Below are 18545 nucleotides of genomic sequence, written 5' to 3'. Positions count from 1 at the left end.
CCTCAAACGCTACATAGCCCGCGAAATCCACCGAGCACTCACCACAGACCTCACCCACACCCCTTGACATCAATAGGAGCATCTTTCGGGACATCTGATGTCGCGAAAGTGGCTTTCGCGACACGGCCGCTGGACAACCGTGAAGGGGGCCAGCGCTCCCAGCAGGGAGGATGCCCCCAATGTGGCGTTGGGGGCGCTCAAGGTCCCCAACGCCACATTGGAGGCATCACGGTGTGGTGAGGGGTTGCGTCGCCGCGCCACTCACGACCGCGGCCGGACGGTTCCGGAGCGGCCCGGGCTCCCGTGACCGAACACCGCCGGTGGGTCGTGAGCGTTTCGGGTCGCTCTAACGACACTTACCCCTCACGACCGCAGCCAGGCGATTCCGGAGCGGCCACTCACGACCGCGGCCGTCCAACCGTCCGCGTTGAGCGGCTGGACGCCTTCCTCAGGCGCCGACTTCCTGGATGAGGCTCTTCGGCCGGAGGTCCGTCCAGTTCTCCTCGACGTAGGCGAGGCACTCCTGGCGGGGGGCTTCGCCGTGCACACGGGTCCAGCCCGCGGGCACCTCCGCGAAGGACGGCCACAGGGAGTGTTGGCCCTCGTCGTTGACCAGCACGAAAAAGGAACCGGCTTCGTTGTCGAACGGGTTCGTCATCGTTGTGTCCTTTCACCTTCCGGGCGGTGCCGGAGTTTTTCGGCGACGATGGCTCCAATCTGGCCCAGCGCCGCGGTTTGCACCATGTCGTAGTGGTTGGACGGGACGTCGTGGGTCTCGATGGCCCCGCTGGTGAAGTCCTTCCAGCTGGCCTTCGCCACCGAGACGGGCAGATGCTCGGGACGGTCCACAGTGGCCACGAAGAGCAGGATGTCGCCGTCGAAGGGCGACGAGACGTGTTTCGGCCCGACGTCCCAGAGGTTGCGCATGACAGCCTCCAGGCGCGACCGGGCGGCCTCCCCCTTGACCAGTTGACCCGCGAGATCCAGGTCCGCCTGGTTCCGCTTCGACAGGGCCGCTTCTTCGCTCGCGGCGCCGGTCGTCTTGCGTCCCATGTAGACGGGATAGGCGTCGAGGAGGGCCAGCAGGCCGACCTTCTCCCCTTCCGCCTCCAGCACCTTGGCCATCGCCTGCGCGATGCGGCCGCCGAGCGACCAGCCGAGGAGGTGGTACGGCCCGGTCGGCTGCACGGCGCGGATCTGGCCCAGGTAGTCGGCCGCCATCTCCTCGACGCTGCCCGGCAGCGGTTCGGTCCGGGCCAGGCCGCGTGCCTGCACGCCGTAGACCGGTTGATCCGCCGGGAGGTACCGCAGCAGCGGCTCGTAGTTCCAGCTCAAGCCGCCGCTCGCGTGCACACAGAACAGCGGCGGCCGGTCGCCGTCGGCCCGCAGCGGCAGCAGGATCTCGAAGTCGCCGGTCTTCACCGAAGTGCTCGCCCGCCGCCGCTCGCCCACGACGACCAAGGTCTTCGCGGGGGTCTTCCGGGCCAGCAGGCCCGTGCGCAGCATCTGGTGCCCTTCCTCCCCGAACGGACACGGCACGGTCGGCAGCTCGGCCGGTCCCGCGTCCACGGCCGGGCCGACGACGTAGAGATCGCCGACGGTGCCCGGAGCGACGGGACGCAGCCTGTCGTCCAGCACGAGCGCGCCGACCGGGTCGTCCCCGGCGAGGTCGGCGACCACCTGGGGCACAGCCCCGGCCCACCGCGCCGGGGCGATGGGCGGACGGCCGCGTTCGAAGTCGTCGAGGAAGAGATCCAGGTCGCTGATCCGCCGTTGCGGATCCTCCGCCACCTGTTCGAGGACGCGGACCAGCCGCCGGGCCACCGACTCGGCCGTGGCCTGGTCGAACAGGTCGGTGGCGAAGTGCAGCGCGCCTTCGAGACCGCCGGGGTTGTCGTCGTCATCGAAGCGCTCGGTGAGCTTGATCGCGAGATCCAGCTCCATGGCCTCGGTCCCGCCGGGTTCGACGCTGGTGCGCAGGGCGGGCAGTTCCGCCGCCGACCAGCCGTCGATGTCCTCCTCGTCCACCCGCAGTCCCACCTGGAACACGGGATGCCGCGAAAGCGAGGCGGGCAGGTCAAGCAGCTCGACGATCCGTTCGAAAGGCACGTCCAGATGCTGTTCCGTGGCCTGGAAGGCTTCCTGCACCCTGCTGACGACCTCCAGGAAGTCCGGGTCGCCCGAGAGATCCGTGCGCAGGGCGAGCGGCCGGGTGAACGGTCCGACCATCGGTTCGAGGTCGAAGAGCTCCTCGTCCCTGGGCAGCGTCGTGCCGATCACCAGGTCGTGGCCCGCCCCGTAGCCGGTCAGCAGCATGGCGAGCGCGGCGTGCACCAGCTGGTGCGTCTCCGCGCCCGTCGACTCCGCAGCCGCCGTCAGCCGGGCGTGCGGGCCGGCGTCCAGCCGCAGCGCGACCGTATCGGCGCGCCGCGAGGGGACGGCGGGCCGCGGCCGGTCGAACGGGAGCACCGTCTCCCCGTCGATGCCCGCCAGGTTGTCCCGCCAGAAGGAGATCTGCTCGTTGATCAGGCTGCCCGGCTCGTCCTCGTCTTCGAGCAGCCGCCGCTCCCAGAGCGCGTAGTCGGCGAACTGCAGGGCCAGCGGCGCACGCTGCGGGACACGGCCTTCGCGCCGCGCGCCGTACGCGGCCGCCAGATCGCGGAAGAACACGTCCAGCGAGTCATCGTCCGCGAGGATCCGGTGCACCTGCAGGTGAAGGACGTGCTCCTTGTCCGACAGCGCGAAGAGGTCACATCTCCACGGCAGATCCTTGGTGAGGTCGAAGGCCGACTCGCGCCGCTCCGCGAGCAGCCCGGGAAGGTCCTCCTCGGTGGCCGGGACCGGCGTCGGCTCGACCGCCGGGGCGTCGTGGACGTGCTGGTGCACGCTTTGCACGTCGCCGGGGAAAGTCGTGCGAAGGAGCTCGTGCCGGGTCGCGACGTCGCCGAGCGCCGCCGTCAGCGCGGGCACGTCCAGCTTGCCGCGCAACCGCAGGGCGACCGAGGTGGTCAGACCCGCCGTCTCGCCACCGGGATCGGCCAGCAGCCAGGCGCGCAGCTGCCGGGCGGTGAGGGGCACCCGGTCCGGCCGCTGGGCGACTTCGAGGACGGGGCGGGACTTCGCGGCCAGAGCCCTGGCCAGCCCGGCGGGCGTCGGCGAGGAGAACAGCTGCCGGATCGGCAGGTCCTCGCCGAGTTCCTCCCGGATCCGCGCGACGAGCCGCATGGCCAGCGCCGAACTGCCGCCGAGGTCATGGAAAGCGTCGTCGACACCTACCTGCTCCACGCTGAGGATCTCGCCGAACAGCGCGCACAACACCTTCTCGGTCTCGTTCTCCGGCGCCTTCTCCGACGCGCGTCCCACGAGATCCGGGGCGGGCAGGGCCCGGCGATCCACCTTGCCGTTGGGGGTGACGGGCAGGCCGGGCAGGGCGACGACCGCGATCGGGACCATGTAGTCGGGCAGGACCAGCGCCATCTGCCGCCGGATCTCCTCCGGCCCCGCGTCGCCGCCGTCGGACACGAAGTAGCCGACAAGGCGCTTCTCGCCCGGCTGGTCTTCCCGCGCCAGGAGGACCGCTTCGACCACTCCCGGCTGGGCCGCCAGCACGGCCTCCACTTCGCCGAGCTCGACCCGGTAGCCGCGGATCTTCACCTGGTCGTCGGCGCGGCCGAGGAACACGATCTCGCCGTCACGGGTCCAGCGCGCCCTGTCCCCGGTGCGGTACATGCGTTCACCGGCAAGGAAAGGGCACGCCACGAAGCGGTCCGCCGTCAGGCCGGGGCTGTTCAGGTACCCCCGCGCCAGCCCGGTGCCCGCGATGTACAGCTCACCCGCCACCCCCGGCGCGACCGGGCGCAGGAAGGCGTCGAGGACGTAGATCCGGCGGTTGGTCATCGGATGGCCGATCGGCAGCTCCCGGTCGAGCACGTCACCGGGTTCGATCGGCAGCCACGTCGCGCACAGCGTGGTCTCGGTCGGCCCGTAGGTGTTGCGCACGCGCAAACCGGGCTGGGCCCGCCGCAGGTTCTCCACCGACTGCAGGGGAACCACGTCGCCGCCGGTCCCGATCTCGACCAGGCCGTCGAAGCATTCCGGCGACGTCTCCGCCAGCGCGCGGAAGCTGCCGGCGGTGAGGTGGACGAAGGTCGCGCCGCGTCCCACGGCCTGCCGGACCCCGGCCGCGTCCAGCGCCCCCGGCTCGGTGAGCAGGACACGGGCGCCCGAGACGAGCGGCACCCACATCGCGTAGAGCGACGGGTCGAAGACGTGCGTCGCGTGCATCAGCACGCCGTCGTCGGGCCCGATCTGCCAGCCCGCGTCACCCGCCAGACCGGCGACGGCCCCGTGCGGGATGCCCACGCCCTTCGGCAGGCCGGTGGATCCGGAGGTGTACATGACATACGCCAGATCGCCCGCGTGCGGCCGGATCTCCGGCGCCGCGCAGTCGTTGATGGCAGCGCGCGTCGCGGGCGCGTCGAGCACGATCGCGTTCTCCGGCGCGACAGCGCTGGTGGCTTCCGTGCACAGGACGGTCGAGACGCCGGAATCGCTGAAAATGAACGAGATCCGCTCGGCCGGGTACTCGACGTCCACCGGGACGTAGGCGGCGCCCGCCTTCCAGATCGCCAGGAACGCGATGACCAGCTCCGGCGAGCGTTCCATGGCCACCCCGACACGGTCGCCACGACCGACGCCGCGACCGGCGAGGTAGCCCGCCAGCCGATCCGACGCGCCGTCGACTTCGGCGTAGGTCAGGTTCGCGCCGTCGGCGGCGGTGATCGCGACCGCTTCCGGCGCCGCGGCCACCCGCCGGGCGAACAGCTGGACGACGGACTCCCCCGGCACCGGGCCCGCGGTCGCGTTGAAGTCGTCCACCACCAGGGCGCGCTCGGCCTCGCTCGCCAGGGTCAGACGGCCGACGAGGACGTCGGGCTCGGCGACAAGCCGCTCCAGCAGGCGTGCCATCGCACCGACGACCGATTCGGCGGCCGTGGCGTCGAACAGGGTCCGGTCGTAGTCGAGGATCAGCGGCATCCGCTCGCCGGGTCCGGTGATCAGCGTGAACGGGTAGTGCGACGAGTTGCGCCCGCGCTTCACCGGGATCAGGGTCAGGCCCTCGTCCGATGCCCGGCCGAGTCCCTTGCGGGGGAAGTTCTCGTAGATGACGAGCGTGTCGAAGACCGCGCCGGGTCCGACGACGGCCTGCACGTCCTGCAGCCCGAGGTGCTGGTGGGCCATGAGCGCCGACTGGTCGCGCTGCAGCCGCGCGAACAGCTCGACGGCGCGAAGCCCGCCGTCGAGCCGGACCCGCACCGGCAGGGTGTTGAGCAGCTGGCCGACCATCGCCTCCACGCCGTCCAGGTCGGCGGGCCGCCCGGAAGCGGTCGCGCCGAACACGACGTCGTCGCGGCCCGCGAGTTGCGCCAGCACGACGGCCCACGCGCCCTGCACGACGGTGTTCAGCGTGAGGTCGTTGCCGCGCGCGAACCGCGCCAAGCCGTCCGTCAGCTCCGTGGACAGCTCGACCACCGTCGTGTGGATGTCCGGTACGCGGCCCGGATCGGGCGCGGCGACCGTGGTCGGCGTGTCCGGCCCGACGAGCTCGTCCCGCCAGGCCGCGCGCGCCACTTCCTTGTCCTGCTTGCCGAGCCAGGCGAGATAGTCCCGATAGGACACTGTCGGTGGAAGGCCGGACGCGTCCCCGCCCGCCGCGTAGATCGCGGCGAGCTCTCGGTGCAGGATCGGCATCGACCAGCCGTCGACCAGCACGTGGTGCAGTGTGTGCACGAGCTGGTGGCGCTCCGGGCCGAGCCGGATCAGGTGCAGTTTCATCAGCGGCGCCGCCTCGATGCGCAGCCGCTCGGCGAGCTCGTCGCCCGCCAGCCGGTCGACCTCGCTGTCGGCGACGTCGTCCGGCAGCCCGGCGAGATCCGTTTCACGCCAAGGGATTTCCGCGTCCCGCGCGATCACCTGCACCATCTGCGCGCCGCTGACATAGCGGAAACAGGCCCGCAGTGCGGCATGCCTGTCCACGAGTGCCTGCCAAGACACCCTCAGCAGACCGGCGTCCAGCGGTCCGTCGATGGCGTAGACGGTCTGCACGGTGTAGGTGTCACGACCCTCGTCGTCGAGGGCGGTGTGATAGAGCATTCCCTCCTGCAGCGGGGAAAGAGGCCAGACGTCCTCCACGCTGGAGCGACGCTTCGCGCGAGTGTCGTCAACGGTCACAATGTGCTCCTTAAGGCGGTCATTCGGCCAGCCCGGCCTCGAGTAGGTCCATCTGGTCCGGGGAGAGGGCGACGAGCGTGCCCCCGGCGGGTTCCGGCGCCGCGGCGGTCTCGTCCTCACCCGGGAGTTCCCGGGCGATCGCCGCCAGCCGTTCCGGTGTCTTCTCGTCGAACACCTGCCGCGGGGTCAGCTTCAGCCCGGTGCCGCGAGCCCGGACCGAAAGCTGCATCGAGGTGATCGAGTCGCCGCCGAGTTCGAAGAAACTGTCGTCGGGCCCCACCTGCTCCAGGCCGAGCACTTCCGCGAACAGTTCGCACAACCTCGCCTCGGCGGGGGTGCGCGGGGCCCGTTTCGAGGACAGCGCGGCGAAGTCGGGGGCTTGCAGTGCCTGATGATCGAGCTTGCCGTTCGGGGTGAGCGGCATCTTCTCCAGCGCCACGAACGCCGCGGGCATCATGTAGTCCGGCAGGCGTTCGGCCGCCAGCTCCCGCAGCGCGGCGGTCAGCGCGCCGTTCCCGTCGGCGGCTTCGGCCGACGGCACGACGTAGGCCACCAGCCGTTTGTCGCCCGGCCCGTCCCGGCGGACGGAGATCACGACCTGGCCGACCCACGGATGCTCCGCGAGCACGGCCTCGATCTCGGCGGGCTCGACCCGGTATCCGCGCACCTTGACCTGCGCGTCGATCCGGCCCGCGAACAGCAGCTGGCCTTCCCGGGTCCAGCGGAACAGGTCGCCGGAGCGGTACATCCGCTCGCCGGGGGCGAACGGGCTGGCGACGAACCGTTCCGCCGTCAGGCCGGGCCGCCCGAGGTAGCCGCGAGCCAGCCCGACGCCGGTGATGTACAGCTCGCCGACCACGCCCGGCGGCACCGGCCGCAGGAACGCGTCGAGCACGTAGTGCCGCACGTTGTGGATCGGGCCGCCGAGCGGGACCTGGTCGTGTCCCGGCGACAACGGGGCGCTCATCGTCGAGCAGATGGTCGTCTCGGTCGGCCCGTACGCCTGGATCACCCGGCGGCCCGGCGACCAGCGGTCCACCAGCGCGGCGGGCAGGGCCTCGCCGCCCGTCAGCACGGTCCGCAGCGTGTCCGGCAGGTCGTCCTCGCTCGCGAGCACACTCGGCGACACGGTCAGGTGGGTGATGCCCGCCTGCCGGATCGCGTCGCCCAGCGTCATCCGGGGAGGCATGCTCGCCGCGTCCGGCAGGACCAGGGTCGCGCCGGCCAGCAAGGCCATGTAGAGCTCGGAAACGATGGCGTCGAAGCCGATCGCGGACAGCTGCAGGACCCGCGAGGACGACGTCACGGCCATCCGCTCGATATGCGCGTAGCCCAGGTTGACGAGCCCGGAGTGGGTGACCAGGACACCCTTGGGCACCCCTGTCGACCCGGACGTGTAGATCACGTACGCCGCGTCTTCCCTTGCCACCGGCGGCAATTCGACGCCCGGATCGGCGGCGGGCAGTTCGTCCAGCATCAGCACCGTGCCCGCGAACCCCACGGGCACGACCTCCCGGGTCGCCTTCGTGCACACCAGCACCTCGGGTGCCGAATTCGCCAGCATGAACTCGACACGCTCACGGGGATAGTCCGGGTCGACGGGCACGAAAACCCCGCCCGCGAACGAAACCGCCATCAGGGTCACGGCCAGCTCGGCCGAGCGACCGACGACCACGCCCACCCGGGTCTCCCGCCGCACGCCCAGCCCCACGAGCAGCCGGGCCAGCGCTTCGACCTCGCCGAGCAGTTCGCCGTACGTCAGGCTCCGCGTCCCGTCCTGGACGGCCACCGCGTCCGGCGTCCGCTCCGCCTGTTCGCGGACCAGCACCGGCAGCGTCTTCTCCGTGAGTGGCGCGTCGGTCCGGTTCCACTCGTCCACCACCAGACGGCGCTGCTCCGGGCCGAGCAGGCCGATCCGGCCCACCGGCGTCCGGGGCTCGGCCAGCACCTGGTCGAGCGCGCGGAGCAGCGACGCGACCATCTCCTCGGCCCCGGCCCGGTCGACCACGTCCGGCCGGTAGATGAGTTCGCCGCGGACGGGGCCTCCCGCCACGGACGCTCGCAGGGACAGCGGATAGTGCCCGTCGTCGTCCGAATTCCCCGCCGGGCTCAGGACGAGCGCGTCGGGACCGTCGAACCGGGGCGGCGGGGGCGGATAGTTCTCGAACACCACGATCGTGTCGAACGCGGCGCCGCGGCCGGCGGACTTGGTGATCTCGCTCTGCCCGAGGTGCTGGTGCGGCAGCAACGCGACCTGCCGTTCCTGCAAGCCCTTCAACAGATCGACGACCGGTTCGGCGCCGATGAGGCGGGCCCGGACCGGAAGCATGTTCATGTACAGGCCGATCGAGACCTCCACGCCGGGGATCTCGGGCGGGCGTCCGGCCACAGCGGCGCCGAAGACGACGTCCTCGCGTCCGGTCAGCCGGGCCAGATGCAGTGCCCAGAGCCCCTGGAAGAGCGTGTTCGGCGTGACGCCGTGACGGCGGCTGAACTCCGCCAGGAGCCTGCTCGGCTCGTCGCCGAGTTCGAACCGGACGCGTTCGGGCGCGAGCGGCGTGAGGATCGACTCCGGCGGCACGACCTGCGTCGCCTCGTCGAGGCCCGCGAGTTCGGTCCGCCACGCCTCCTGGGCGGCCGTCTTGTCCTGACGGGCGATCCAGGCGAGATAGTCGCGATACGACGCCGCGGCGGGCAGCGCCCGGCCGTCACCGCCCGCTTCGTAGGCCGCCAGCACGTCGGCGGCGATGAGCGGCAGGGACCAGCCGTCGACCACGATGTGATGCGACGTCACGATCAGCCGGTGCCTGCGTTCGCCGAGGCGCACCAGGTGCAGGCGCAGCGGCGGCCCCTGGGCCAGATCGAACCGCTCCGCGTGCTGTTCGTCCGCGAGCCTGCCGAATTCCGCCAGGGCCTCGTCTTCGGGCCGCCCGGAAAGGTCCGTCTCCCGCCAGGGCAGCGTCACCTCGCGGGCGATCGCCTGCACGGCCGTCCCGGACCGGAGCTGGAGGAAGCTCGCCCGCAGGGCGGCGTGCCTGTCGAGCAAGGCCTGCCAGGACGCGCGGAAGCGGGCGACGTCCAGCGGGCCGTCGAGGGCGAGGGTCCGCATGCTCGCGTAGACGTCCGGGCCGTGCTCGTCGGCGGTGTGGAACAGCAAACCTTCCTGCAGCGGGGAAAGCGGCCAGATGTCGAGCAGATCCGGCGCGACGGCCTCGACCTCCGTCACCTCTCGCTGCGTCAGCGCGGCGAGCGGGAAGTCGGACGGCGTGTGTCCCCCGGCACCGCCGCCGTCGACGTGGGTGGCGAGGCCGGTCAACATGGCGAGCCACGCGTCGGCGAACGACTCCGCCTCGGCGTCGTCGAGGATCCGCCGGGCCCAGGTCACGGTCAGGCTGAACTCGGGTCCGTCCGGGCCGTCCGCCACGACGGCGTCGATCTCCAGGGCGTGCCGCAACGGCGTGTCCTGCTCGGCCGCGCCGCCGACGATTCCCGTTATCTGCCAAGGGCGCGTGGCACCGTCGGAGCCCGACGAGAAGCGGCCGAGGTAGTTGAACCCGATCTCCGCCTTCGGCAGCGCCGCGAGGACCGGCCCCGTCTCGGCGTTGAGGTAGCGCAGCATCCCGTAGCCGAGCCCGCCGTCGGGCACGGTTCGCACGTTTTCCTTGACCTGCTTCAGCAATCGGCCTGCCGCGTCGCCGCCCGCGCTCACCTCGGCCGGGTCTGCGCCGGTGACGTCCAGCCGGACCGGATGGACGTCGGTGAACCAGCCGAGCGTCCGCGAAAGGTCCATCTCGCCAAGGGGCTGACGGCCGTGGCCTTCGACGTCCACCACGACGGCGGTGCCGCCGCGCCAACCGGCCACGGCGCCGGCCAGGGTGGCCAGCAAGACCTCGTGGACACCGCAGTGGAAGGCCGAGGTGGCCTTCTCCACCAGCGTGCCCGCGGGCACGGTCCAGGACCGGCGTCCCGCGCTCGACACGGTGTCGCGCAAGGGATCGAGCTCGCCCAGCCGCGACCGCGCGCCGTCGAGGATCGCCGTCCACGTCGCCAGCTCGCCGGTCCGGAGCATCGCCTCGTCGGCCAGCGTCCGCGACCAGCGCCGGAACGAGACGTCCGGCGGATCGAGCGACGGCCGCAGGCCCGCGATCGCGGCTTCACAGGCCGTCTGCAGGTCAGGCAGCAGGGTTCGCCACGACACCACGTCGACCACGAGGTGATGCGCGGCCACCACGAGCCGTCCGGCGTCCACCAGGACCGCCCGCACCATCACGCCGCCGACGGGATCCAGGCGTGCCGCCGCGTCACTCGCGATTTCGTCGAGGTCGCCCCCGGTGGCCCGTTCGACCAGCGTCGCCGCGTCGACCGTTCCCCTTTCGGCCACGACGAGCCTGGGCTCCGCGCCCTCGGTCTCGACGATCCGGCCCCGCAGCAGATCGTGCGTGTCGAGCACCGCGCCCAGTCCGGCCGCCAGCGCGGGCACGGAAAGGTCTGCGGGCACGTCGACGATCACCCACTGCGCCATGCCTTCCCGGGTCAGCCCGAGCGGATCGCGTTCGAGCAGCGCCCGCACCACCGGCGTCAACGGGACCTCACCGACACCCTCGGTGTCCTCGGCCCGCGCCTGTCCGCCGTGCTCGGCGACCGCCGCGATCCCAGCGGGCGTCTTCTGCTCGAAGACCTGCTTGGCCCCGAAGACGAGATTCTCGCGGCGCGCGCGGGCGGCCAACCGCATCGAGAGGATCGAGTCCCCGCCCAGCTCGAAGAAACCGTCGTCGGCGCCGACCCGGTCCAGCCCGAGGAGCTCGGCGAACAGGTCGCACAGCACCCGCTCGGTCTCGGTGCGCGGTTCGCGACCGGCTGCCCTCGGCGTGAACTCGGGGGCGGGCAGCGCCGCGCGGTCGATCTTTCCGTTGAGTGTCAACGGGAAGCCGTCCAGCACCAGCACCACCGAGGGCACCATGAACTCCGGCAGCCGGGCCGCGAGATGCTCGCGGACCGCGTCGGATTCCAGTCCCTGTCCCGATTCCGCGGTCACGTAGGCGACCAGCCGCTTTTCGCCGGGACGTTCTTCCCGTGCCACTACGATCGCCTGCGCGACGTCGGGGACCTCGGTCAGCGCCGCCTCGATCTCGCCGGGTTCGACCCGGTAGCCCCGGATCTTCACCTGCGAGTCGGCACGCCCACCGAACAGCAGTTCGCCCCGCTCCGTCCAGCGCGCCAGGTCGCCGGTCCGGTACATCCTCCCTGGCCCGAACGGGTTGGCGATGAACCGTTCCGCGGTCGACGCGGTGTTGCCCAGGTAGCCGTGCGCCAGTCCCGCTCCGGCGAGATAGAGCTCGCCGGGCACGTTCGGCGCCACCGGCTGCAGGAACGCGTCGAGCACATAGGCCTGACGTCCGGCCAGCGGACCGCCGATCGGCAGGATCCCGCCCGTCTCGTCCCCCGGTTCGAGGACGAGCCACGTGGCGCAGAGGGTGATCTCGGTCGGGCCGTAGAGCTGCCGGACCCGGACGTCCGGGCAGGCCAGGCGCATCCGTTCGACGGAGGCGAGGGGGACCGCGTCCCCGCCGGTCAGGAGCTCCCGCAGGCCGCGGAAGGACTCCGGCGCTTCCTCGGCCACCGCACGGAAAGCGCCCGCCGTCAGGTGGACGGTGGTCACGCCGCGCGAGATCGCCTCGCGCAGCCGCTCCGCGTCGACAGTGCCCGGTTCCGCGACCACCACGCACGCTCCATTGACCAGCGGCACCCAGATCTCGACCAGCGACGCGTCGAAAGCATGCGACGCGTGCAGCAGGACACGATCGCCGGGGCCCTGCGACCACCCCGGGTCGCTCGCCAGCGCCGCCACACTTCCGTGCGGCACCGCGACACCCTTCGGCACGCCTGTCGATCCCGACGTGTACATGACGTACGCGACGTCGTGCGCTCCCACCGAGACGAGCGGCGTGGCGCCGATCGCCGGGGCGTCCACGAGCACCGGCTCGACCCCGTCCGGCACCGCCTTGCGGCTCGCTTCGAGGCAGACCGCGACCGAGACCCCGGCGTCGGCCAGCATCCGCTCGATCCGTTCCGCCGGGTAGTCCACGTTCACCGGGACCTGCGCGGCACCCGCCTTCCAGACCGCGAGCAGGGCGACCAGCAGGTCCGCGCCGCGCGCCATCACCACGCCGACGCGGTCACCACGCCGCACGCCGAGACCGGCCAGCTGTCCGGCCAGCCGGTCAGATTCCCGGTCGAGGTCGGCGTAGGACAGGGCTCGTTCCCCGTCCACGACCGCCACCGCGTCCGGCGAAGCGACAGCCTGGCGGCGGAACAACTCCGGCACCGACGTCGTGTCGGCCGCTTCTCCCGTCGAGTTCCAGCGTTCCACCACCGACTCGCGGGCCGGTTCGCTCGTCACGCCGAGGCGGCCCACCGGCAGCGAAGGCCGCGCCACCACCTGTTCCAGGACCCGTACGACCTGCCTGGCGACCTCGGCGGCCGCTTCGGCGCCGAGCCTGTCGGGCCGGTAGGACACGTTGATCCGCAAGCGATCCCCGAGGCTGACGTTCATGGTCAGCGGATAGCTGGTGCCGGTCCGGGTGACCACGGAGCTGATCGCGACCCCGTCGTCGTCGCCGAGACCGTCGGCGGTGTGCGGGTAGTTCTCGATCATCACGATGGTGTCGAAAACAGCGCCCGCGCCTGCCGCCTTCTGGATCTCCGGCAGCCCCAGGTACTGGTGTTCGGTCAGCGCCGCCTGGCGCCCCTGCAGGTCCTGGAACAGCTCCAGCACCGGCCGAGCACCGTCGAGCCGCACGCGGACGGGGACGGTGTTGATGAACATCCCCACCATCCGCTCGACGTCCGGCACCTCCGCCGGCCGCCCCGACACCACCGACCCGAACACCACGTCCGTCCGGCCCGCCAGCCGCGCCAGCACCAGCGCCCAGGCGGCCTGCAGGATCGTGCTGGTCGTCAAACCGTTTCCCCTGGCGAGCTCGGTGAGCGCGCGGGTTGTCTCCTCGGACAGCACTTCGGCGTGGTCCCCGGGCATGACCATCGCCTTGCCCGCGTCGACGTCCACAAGGGACGGTTCGTCCGCGCCGGCGAGCTCGGCCGCCCATGCCGAGCGCGTCCGGTCGTCGTCCTGACGACCCAACCAAGCCAGATAGTCCTTATAGGACGGTGCCGACGGGATCTGCCCGCCCGCGTAGGCGGTCGACACCTCGCCCACGATGAGCGGCGTGGACCAGCCGTCCAGCACGACATGGTGTGACGTCAGCACGAGCCGGTGCCTGTCGGCGCCGAGGCGGATCAGCGTCAGCCGCAGCAACGGCGGCTTGGTCACGTCGAACCGCTGAGCCTGATCTTCCGCGAGCAGCCGTTCGACCTCCACGGCCGCGGCGACCTCGTCGAGGTGCGACAGATCCGCCTCGCGCCAAGGGATTTCGGCCACGGCCGAGACGACCTGCACCGTTTCGCCGGAACCCAGCTGGTGGAAGCCGGTGCGGAGCGACGCGTGCCGGGCGAGAACCTGGTTCCAGGCCGCGCGCAGCCGTCGCGCGTCGAGCGGTCCGTCGAGGTCCAGGATCCGCTGGCTCTGATAGACATCGACCCCGTCGGCGTCGAAGGCCCGTTCGAAGAGCATGCCTTCCTGCAGCGGCGACAGCGGCCAGATGTCCGCCAAGCCCGGCGTCGCGGCCTCCAGCTCCGTCACGTCCCGCTGTGTCAGGCCGACGAGCTCGAAGTCGGACGGCGTGTGCCCGCCCGCGTCGGGATCCCCGGCGAGCGCGGCGAGACCGATCAGCGTCTCCAGCCAGGCCTCGCCGAGCCGCTCCACCGTGGCGAAGTCGGATTCCCGGGTGTCGATGGCCAGCCCCAGCCGGGGTCCGTCCGGTGTGTCCTGGACTTCCGCGCTGAACTCGACGGCGTGGGCGAGGACCATGTCCGGGCCACCACCCAGCGGCCCCTCGCCCCCTGGCTGCCACGCGGTGTCCTGGGGAGCGAGGACGGTCCGGCCGAGGTAGTTGAAGCCGATCCGCGAGGACGGCAACCCGGCCAGCCTCGCTCGAGCGTCGGGATTGAGATGGCGCAGCAGCCCGTAGCCGGATCCGTCGCCGGGAACGGCGCGGATCTGGTCCTTCACGGTCTTCAGCAGTTGTCCGGCGGCAGCGAGGTCCACATCGGACAGTTCGAGGCGGACCGGGTGAACACTGGTGAACCAGCCCACGGTGCGCAGCAGGTCCTCGCCGTCGGCGGCTTCGCGGCCATGCCCTTCCACGTCCACCAGCAGCCCGGCGCCGGTACCGCGCACCCGCGCCACCGCACCCGCGAGACCCGCCAGCAGGACGTCCTGGATCCCGCAGTGGAACGCTCCCGGCAAGAGCGCCACCAGGTTCCGTGCCTCGGCCCCGGAAAGGCGCGTGGACCACGAGTGCGACTGCCCGGCATGCTGCCCGGTGTCCTGCTCCAGTGCCGGGTCCGCGCCCTCCAGCACGGCGGCCCAGTCCTCGAGTTCGGCCACGGTGCTCTCGCCGATCGCCTGTTCGGTCAGCCGTCGCGCCCACTGCCGGTACGACGTCGTGGGAGCTTCCAGGGTGGGGGTTCCGCCGGAGCTCGCCGTGTCGTAGGCCGCCTGCAGATCCGGCAGCACGATCCCCCACGAGACCGCGTCCACCGCCAGGTGATGCGCCACGAAGGCCAACCGGCCCGGCTCGGCGTCCCCGGCGTCGACCCACACGACCCGCGCCATGATCCCCGCCGACGGGTCCAGCGTGCCCGTCGCCGCCCGGACCTCGCGCTCGGCGACCTCGTCGAGTTCCGCCGTCCCTGCGGCCACCCGCGTGACCAGGCCGGCCGCGTCCACCGCACCGCTTTCGGGCACGATCAGCCGACCGTCCGGCTCCACCCGGACCCGCAGCAGATCATGCGCGTCCAGCACCGCTTGCACGGCGCTCACCAGCGCGTCCAGCTTCAAGCCCGCCGGGGTGACGACGACCCGCACCTGCGCGAAGCCGGGGCGCGTCGCGTCTTCCCCGAGGGCGAGCATCACCGGCGTCCGCGGGATCTCCCCCACGCCGGTGACGACCTCGGCGCGCGGCGCCGTGCCCGCCTCCTGCGCCAAAGCCGCGAGGCGCTCCGGGGTTCGCAGCTCGAAAACCTGACGCGGGGTAAGGGAAATCCCCTCGCGCCGCGCACGGGCGGCGACCTGCATCGACGAGATCGAGTCGCCGCCGAGTTCGAAGAAGCTGTCCTCGATCCCGACGCGGTCGAGGCCCAGGACTTCGGCGAACACTCCACAAAGGACTCGTTCGGCGTCGGTGACCGGTTCCCGGCCCACCGACTTCGACGCGAAGTCCGGTTCGGGCAGCGCCCGACGGTCCACCTTTCCGTTGACCGTCAACGGCAACTCGTCCAGCACCAGCACCACGGCCGGGACCATGAACTCGGGCAGCGTCTCGGCGAGCTCTTCGCGCAGCCACGCCGGGTCGACGTCGCGTCCCGCTTCGGCGACCACGTACCCGATCAGGTGCTCGTGCCTGGCCAGCACCACGGCCTGGCCGACCCCCGGCAGACCGGCGAGGGCCACCTCGATCTCGCCGGGTTCCACGCGATAGCCGCGGATCTTCACCTGGTCGTCGGCGCGCCCGCCGAAGGCCAGCACGCCCTGATCCGTCCAGTACGCCAGGTCCCCGGTCCGGTACATGCGCCCGGCGGGAACGAACGGATCGGCCACGAACCGCTCGGCCGTCAACCCGGGACGCTCCAGATAGCCTTGCGCCACACCGGCTCCGGCGACATACAGCTCGCCCGCCACCCCGGCGGGCACGGGCCGCAGGAACGCGTCGAGGACGTAGACCCGCCGCCCCTGAAGCGGTCGTCCGATCGGCAGCACCGATCCCGTCCGGTCACCGGGTTCGAGCAGCCACCACGTCGCGCACAACGTGGCCTCCGTCGGACCGTAGAGATGGCGCACCCGCACGTCCGGGCACACTCGCCGCACGCGCTCCACCGCCGCCAGCGGGACCGCGTCGCCACCGGTCAGCACCTCGCGCAGACCGGCGACCGACTCCGGCGATTCCTCGGCCAGCACGCGGAAAGCGCCCGCGGTCAGGTGGGCGGCCGTGACGCCACGGGCCACGTGACCCGCCAGCGCCTCGCCGTCCACCGCGCCCGCTCCGGCCAGCACCACGCGCGCGCCCGACACCAGCGGCACCCACAGCTCGAACAGCGAGATGTCGAACGCGTGCGAGGCGTGCAGCAGCACGGCGTCGCCGGGACCCACTCGCCACCCCGGTTCGCCGACCAGCGCCGCGACGTTGCCGTGCGACACCGCGACACCCTTCGGCGTCCCCGTCGAACCCGACGTGTACATCACGTAGGCGAGGTCCTGGGCGCTCGTGCCCGCCGACAGGCGAGTGGACTCCGCCACCGCCTGCCGCGTCCGGGGATCGTCCAGGACGATCGGATCGAGGCCGACGTCCAGCACGGCTTCCCGGTACGTTTTCGCGCACACCACCGCCGCGGGCGCGGAATCCGCCAGCATGAACTTCACGCGCTCGACCGGGTAGGCGGGATCCACCGGCACGTACGCCGCGCCCGCCTTCCACACCGCGAGCAGCGTCGCGATCAGCTCGGGCGACCGGTCCAGCACCACGGCCACCCGGTCCCCGCGCCGCACTCCCTTGTCGTGCAAGAAACCGGCGAGGCGCTCCGCCTGCTCGGCGAGTTCTCCGTACGACAACGCCCGATCGCCGTCGACCACCGCAACCTCGTCACGGCGGCTGTCCACCTGACCGGCGAACAGCTCCGGCGCCGTCAGACTCGGCGGCGCCTGGGACGACGCTCCCCAGGCGTCGACCACCAAGGCGCGCTCGGCCGCGCTCGTCACCTCGACGCCGGCCACCGTGAGGTCGCCCGCGCCCGCCAGCTGCCGCAGCACGCCCGTGAACCGCTCGACGATGGCGAGCGCGGTGTCACGATCGAAGAGATCGGTCAGATAGTCGAGCTTGAAGTACAGCGACTCGCCGGGGACGGCGACCAGCGTCAGCGGATAATGGGCGGCCACCCGGCCCTGATGCACCTGGATGCCGAAGGTCTCCGCGGAGCCCAATTCGCCGGAATCATGGTGGAACTTCTCGAAGACGATCAACGTGTCGAAGACGGCGCCGGGACCGGCCGCCTGCTGGATGTCCGCCAGCCCCACATACTGATCGGGGATGAGCGCCGACTGCCGCTTCTGCAGATCCGTCAGCAGTTCGGCGACAGGCATCGAGCCGTTCAGCCGCACGCGCACGGGAACGGTGTTGAGGAACAGCCCCACCATCCCCTCCACGCCGGGCAGATCCGGCGGGCGCGCCGACACCGACGCCCCGAACACCACGTCCGTCCGGCCGGTCAGCTGCGCCAGCACCAGCGCCCACGCACCCTGCACCACCGTGTTCAGCGTCAGCCCCTGGCGACGGGCCAGCCCGGCCAGCGCCCGCGTGAGGTCCTCCGGCAGTTCAGCCTCGACACTCTCCGGCTCGGCAGGCGCGCGACCCGGGTCTGCGGGCACCACCAGCGTCGGCTCGTCGGCCCCCTCCATCCGTTCCGCCCAGGCCGAGAGCGACCTCGCCTTGTCCTGACGGCCCAGCCACGCGAGATACTCCCGGTACGACGTCACCTCCGGCAGCTCCCCCGAGCCGCCGTACAGCTTCGCCATCTCGTCGAGCACGATGGGCAGCGACCAGCCGTCCATGATCGTGTGATGGCAGGTCACCACCAGGCGGTGCGTGCGGTCGCCGAGCCGGATCAAGGTCAGCCGCAGCAACGGCGCCCGCGCGAGGTCGAACCTCGTCGTGCGGTCCTGCTCGGCCAACTCTCGGACGGCCTCGGAGGGGTCGGCGTGTTGGGAAAGGTCGACCTCGCGCCACGGCAGGTCCACCTGCTTGGCGATGATCTGCACCGTCTCACCCGACTTGCGCTGCCGAAAGCACGCGCGCAGCGGGGCATGCCGGGTCAGCAGAGTCTCCCAAGCCGCGCGCAGCCGGGTCGCGTCCACCGGTCCGTCCAGATCCAGGATCCAATGACCTACGTAGACGTCAGGCCCTTCGCCGTCGTAAACCGCGTGGAAGAGCAACCCGGCCTGCAAAGGCGACAGCGGCCAGATTTCCTCGATCCGCGACTGGTTCATCAATATCTCCCTCAATCAGCGAAGGGCGTGAAGTTCGCCGAACTCAGCTTGAATTCCTCGACCCGGTTCTGGAACCGGATCGAGGAGAGCGACGTCGTATTCGGAAGATCCCCCGTGCAGGGATCATCCACCTGCCCGGCCTTGCCGGACAACATGT

At 71.5% G+C, this 18545-nt stretch carries 3 protein-coding genes; all 3 read right to left on the bottom strand.

Translation table 11 applies throughout. From position 1 onward, the window contains the following. Positions 1-448 precede the first annotated feature (448 nt). Genes ACZ6YV_RS41185 through ACZ6YV_RS41175 form a run of 3 tightly spaced genes read right to left on the bottom strand, consistent with a single transcriptional unit; the run spans position 449 to position 18388 of the window. Complete coding sequence (locus tag ACZ6YV_RS41185) at positions 449-658, bottom strand: MbtH family protein (protein ID WP_378242044.1); 210 nt, start codon at positions 656-658, stop codon at positions 449-451. Further along, a complete protein-coding gene (locus ACZ6YV_RS41180; protein WP_465514824.1) occupies positions 655-6231 on the bottom strand; it encodes an amino acid adenylation domain-containing protein in 5577 nt (1858 codons plus the stop codon). The genes ACZ6YV_RS41185 and ACZ6YV_RS41180 overlap by 4 nt, the downstream gene beginning before the upstream one ends. A gap of 19 nt (positions 6232-6250) precedes the next feature. Then, on the bottom strand, positions 6251-18388 hold the full coding sequence (locus ACZ6YV_RS41175; protein WP_465514823.1) for a non-ribosomal peptide synthetase: 12138 nt from the start codon (positions 18386-18388) through the stop codon (positions 6251-6253). Positions 18389-18545 lie beyond the last annotated feature (157 nt).

The sequence above is a fragment of the Amycolatopsis sp. NPDC102522 genome (genome assembly GCF_055584485.1).
This window is presented reverse-complemented; position numbering and strand designations above follow the sequence as displayed.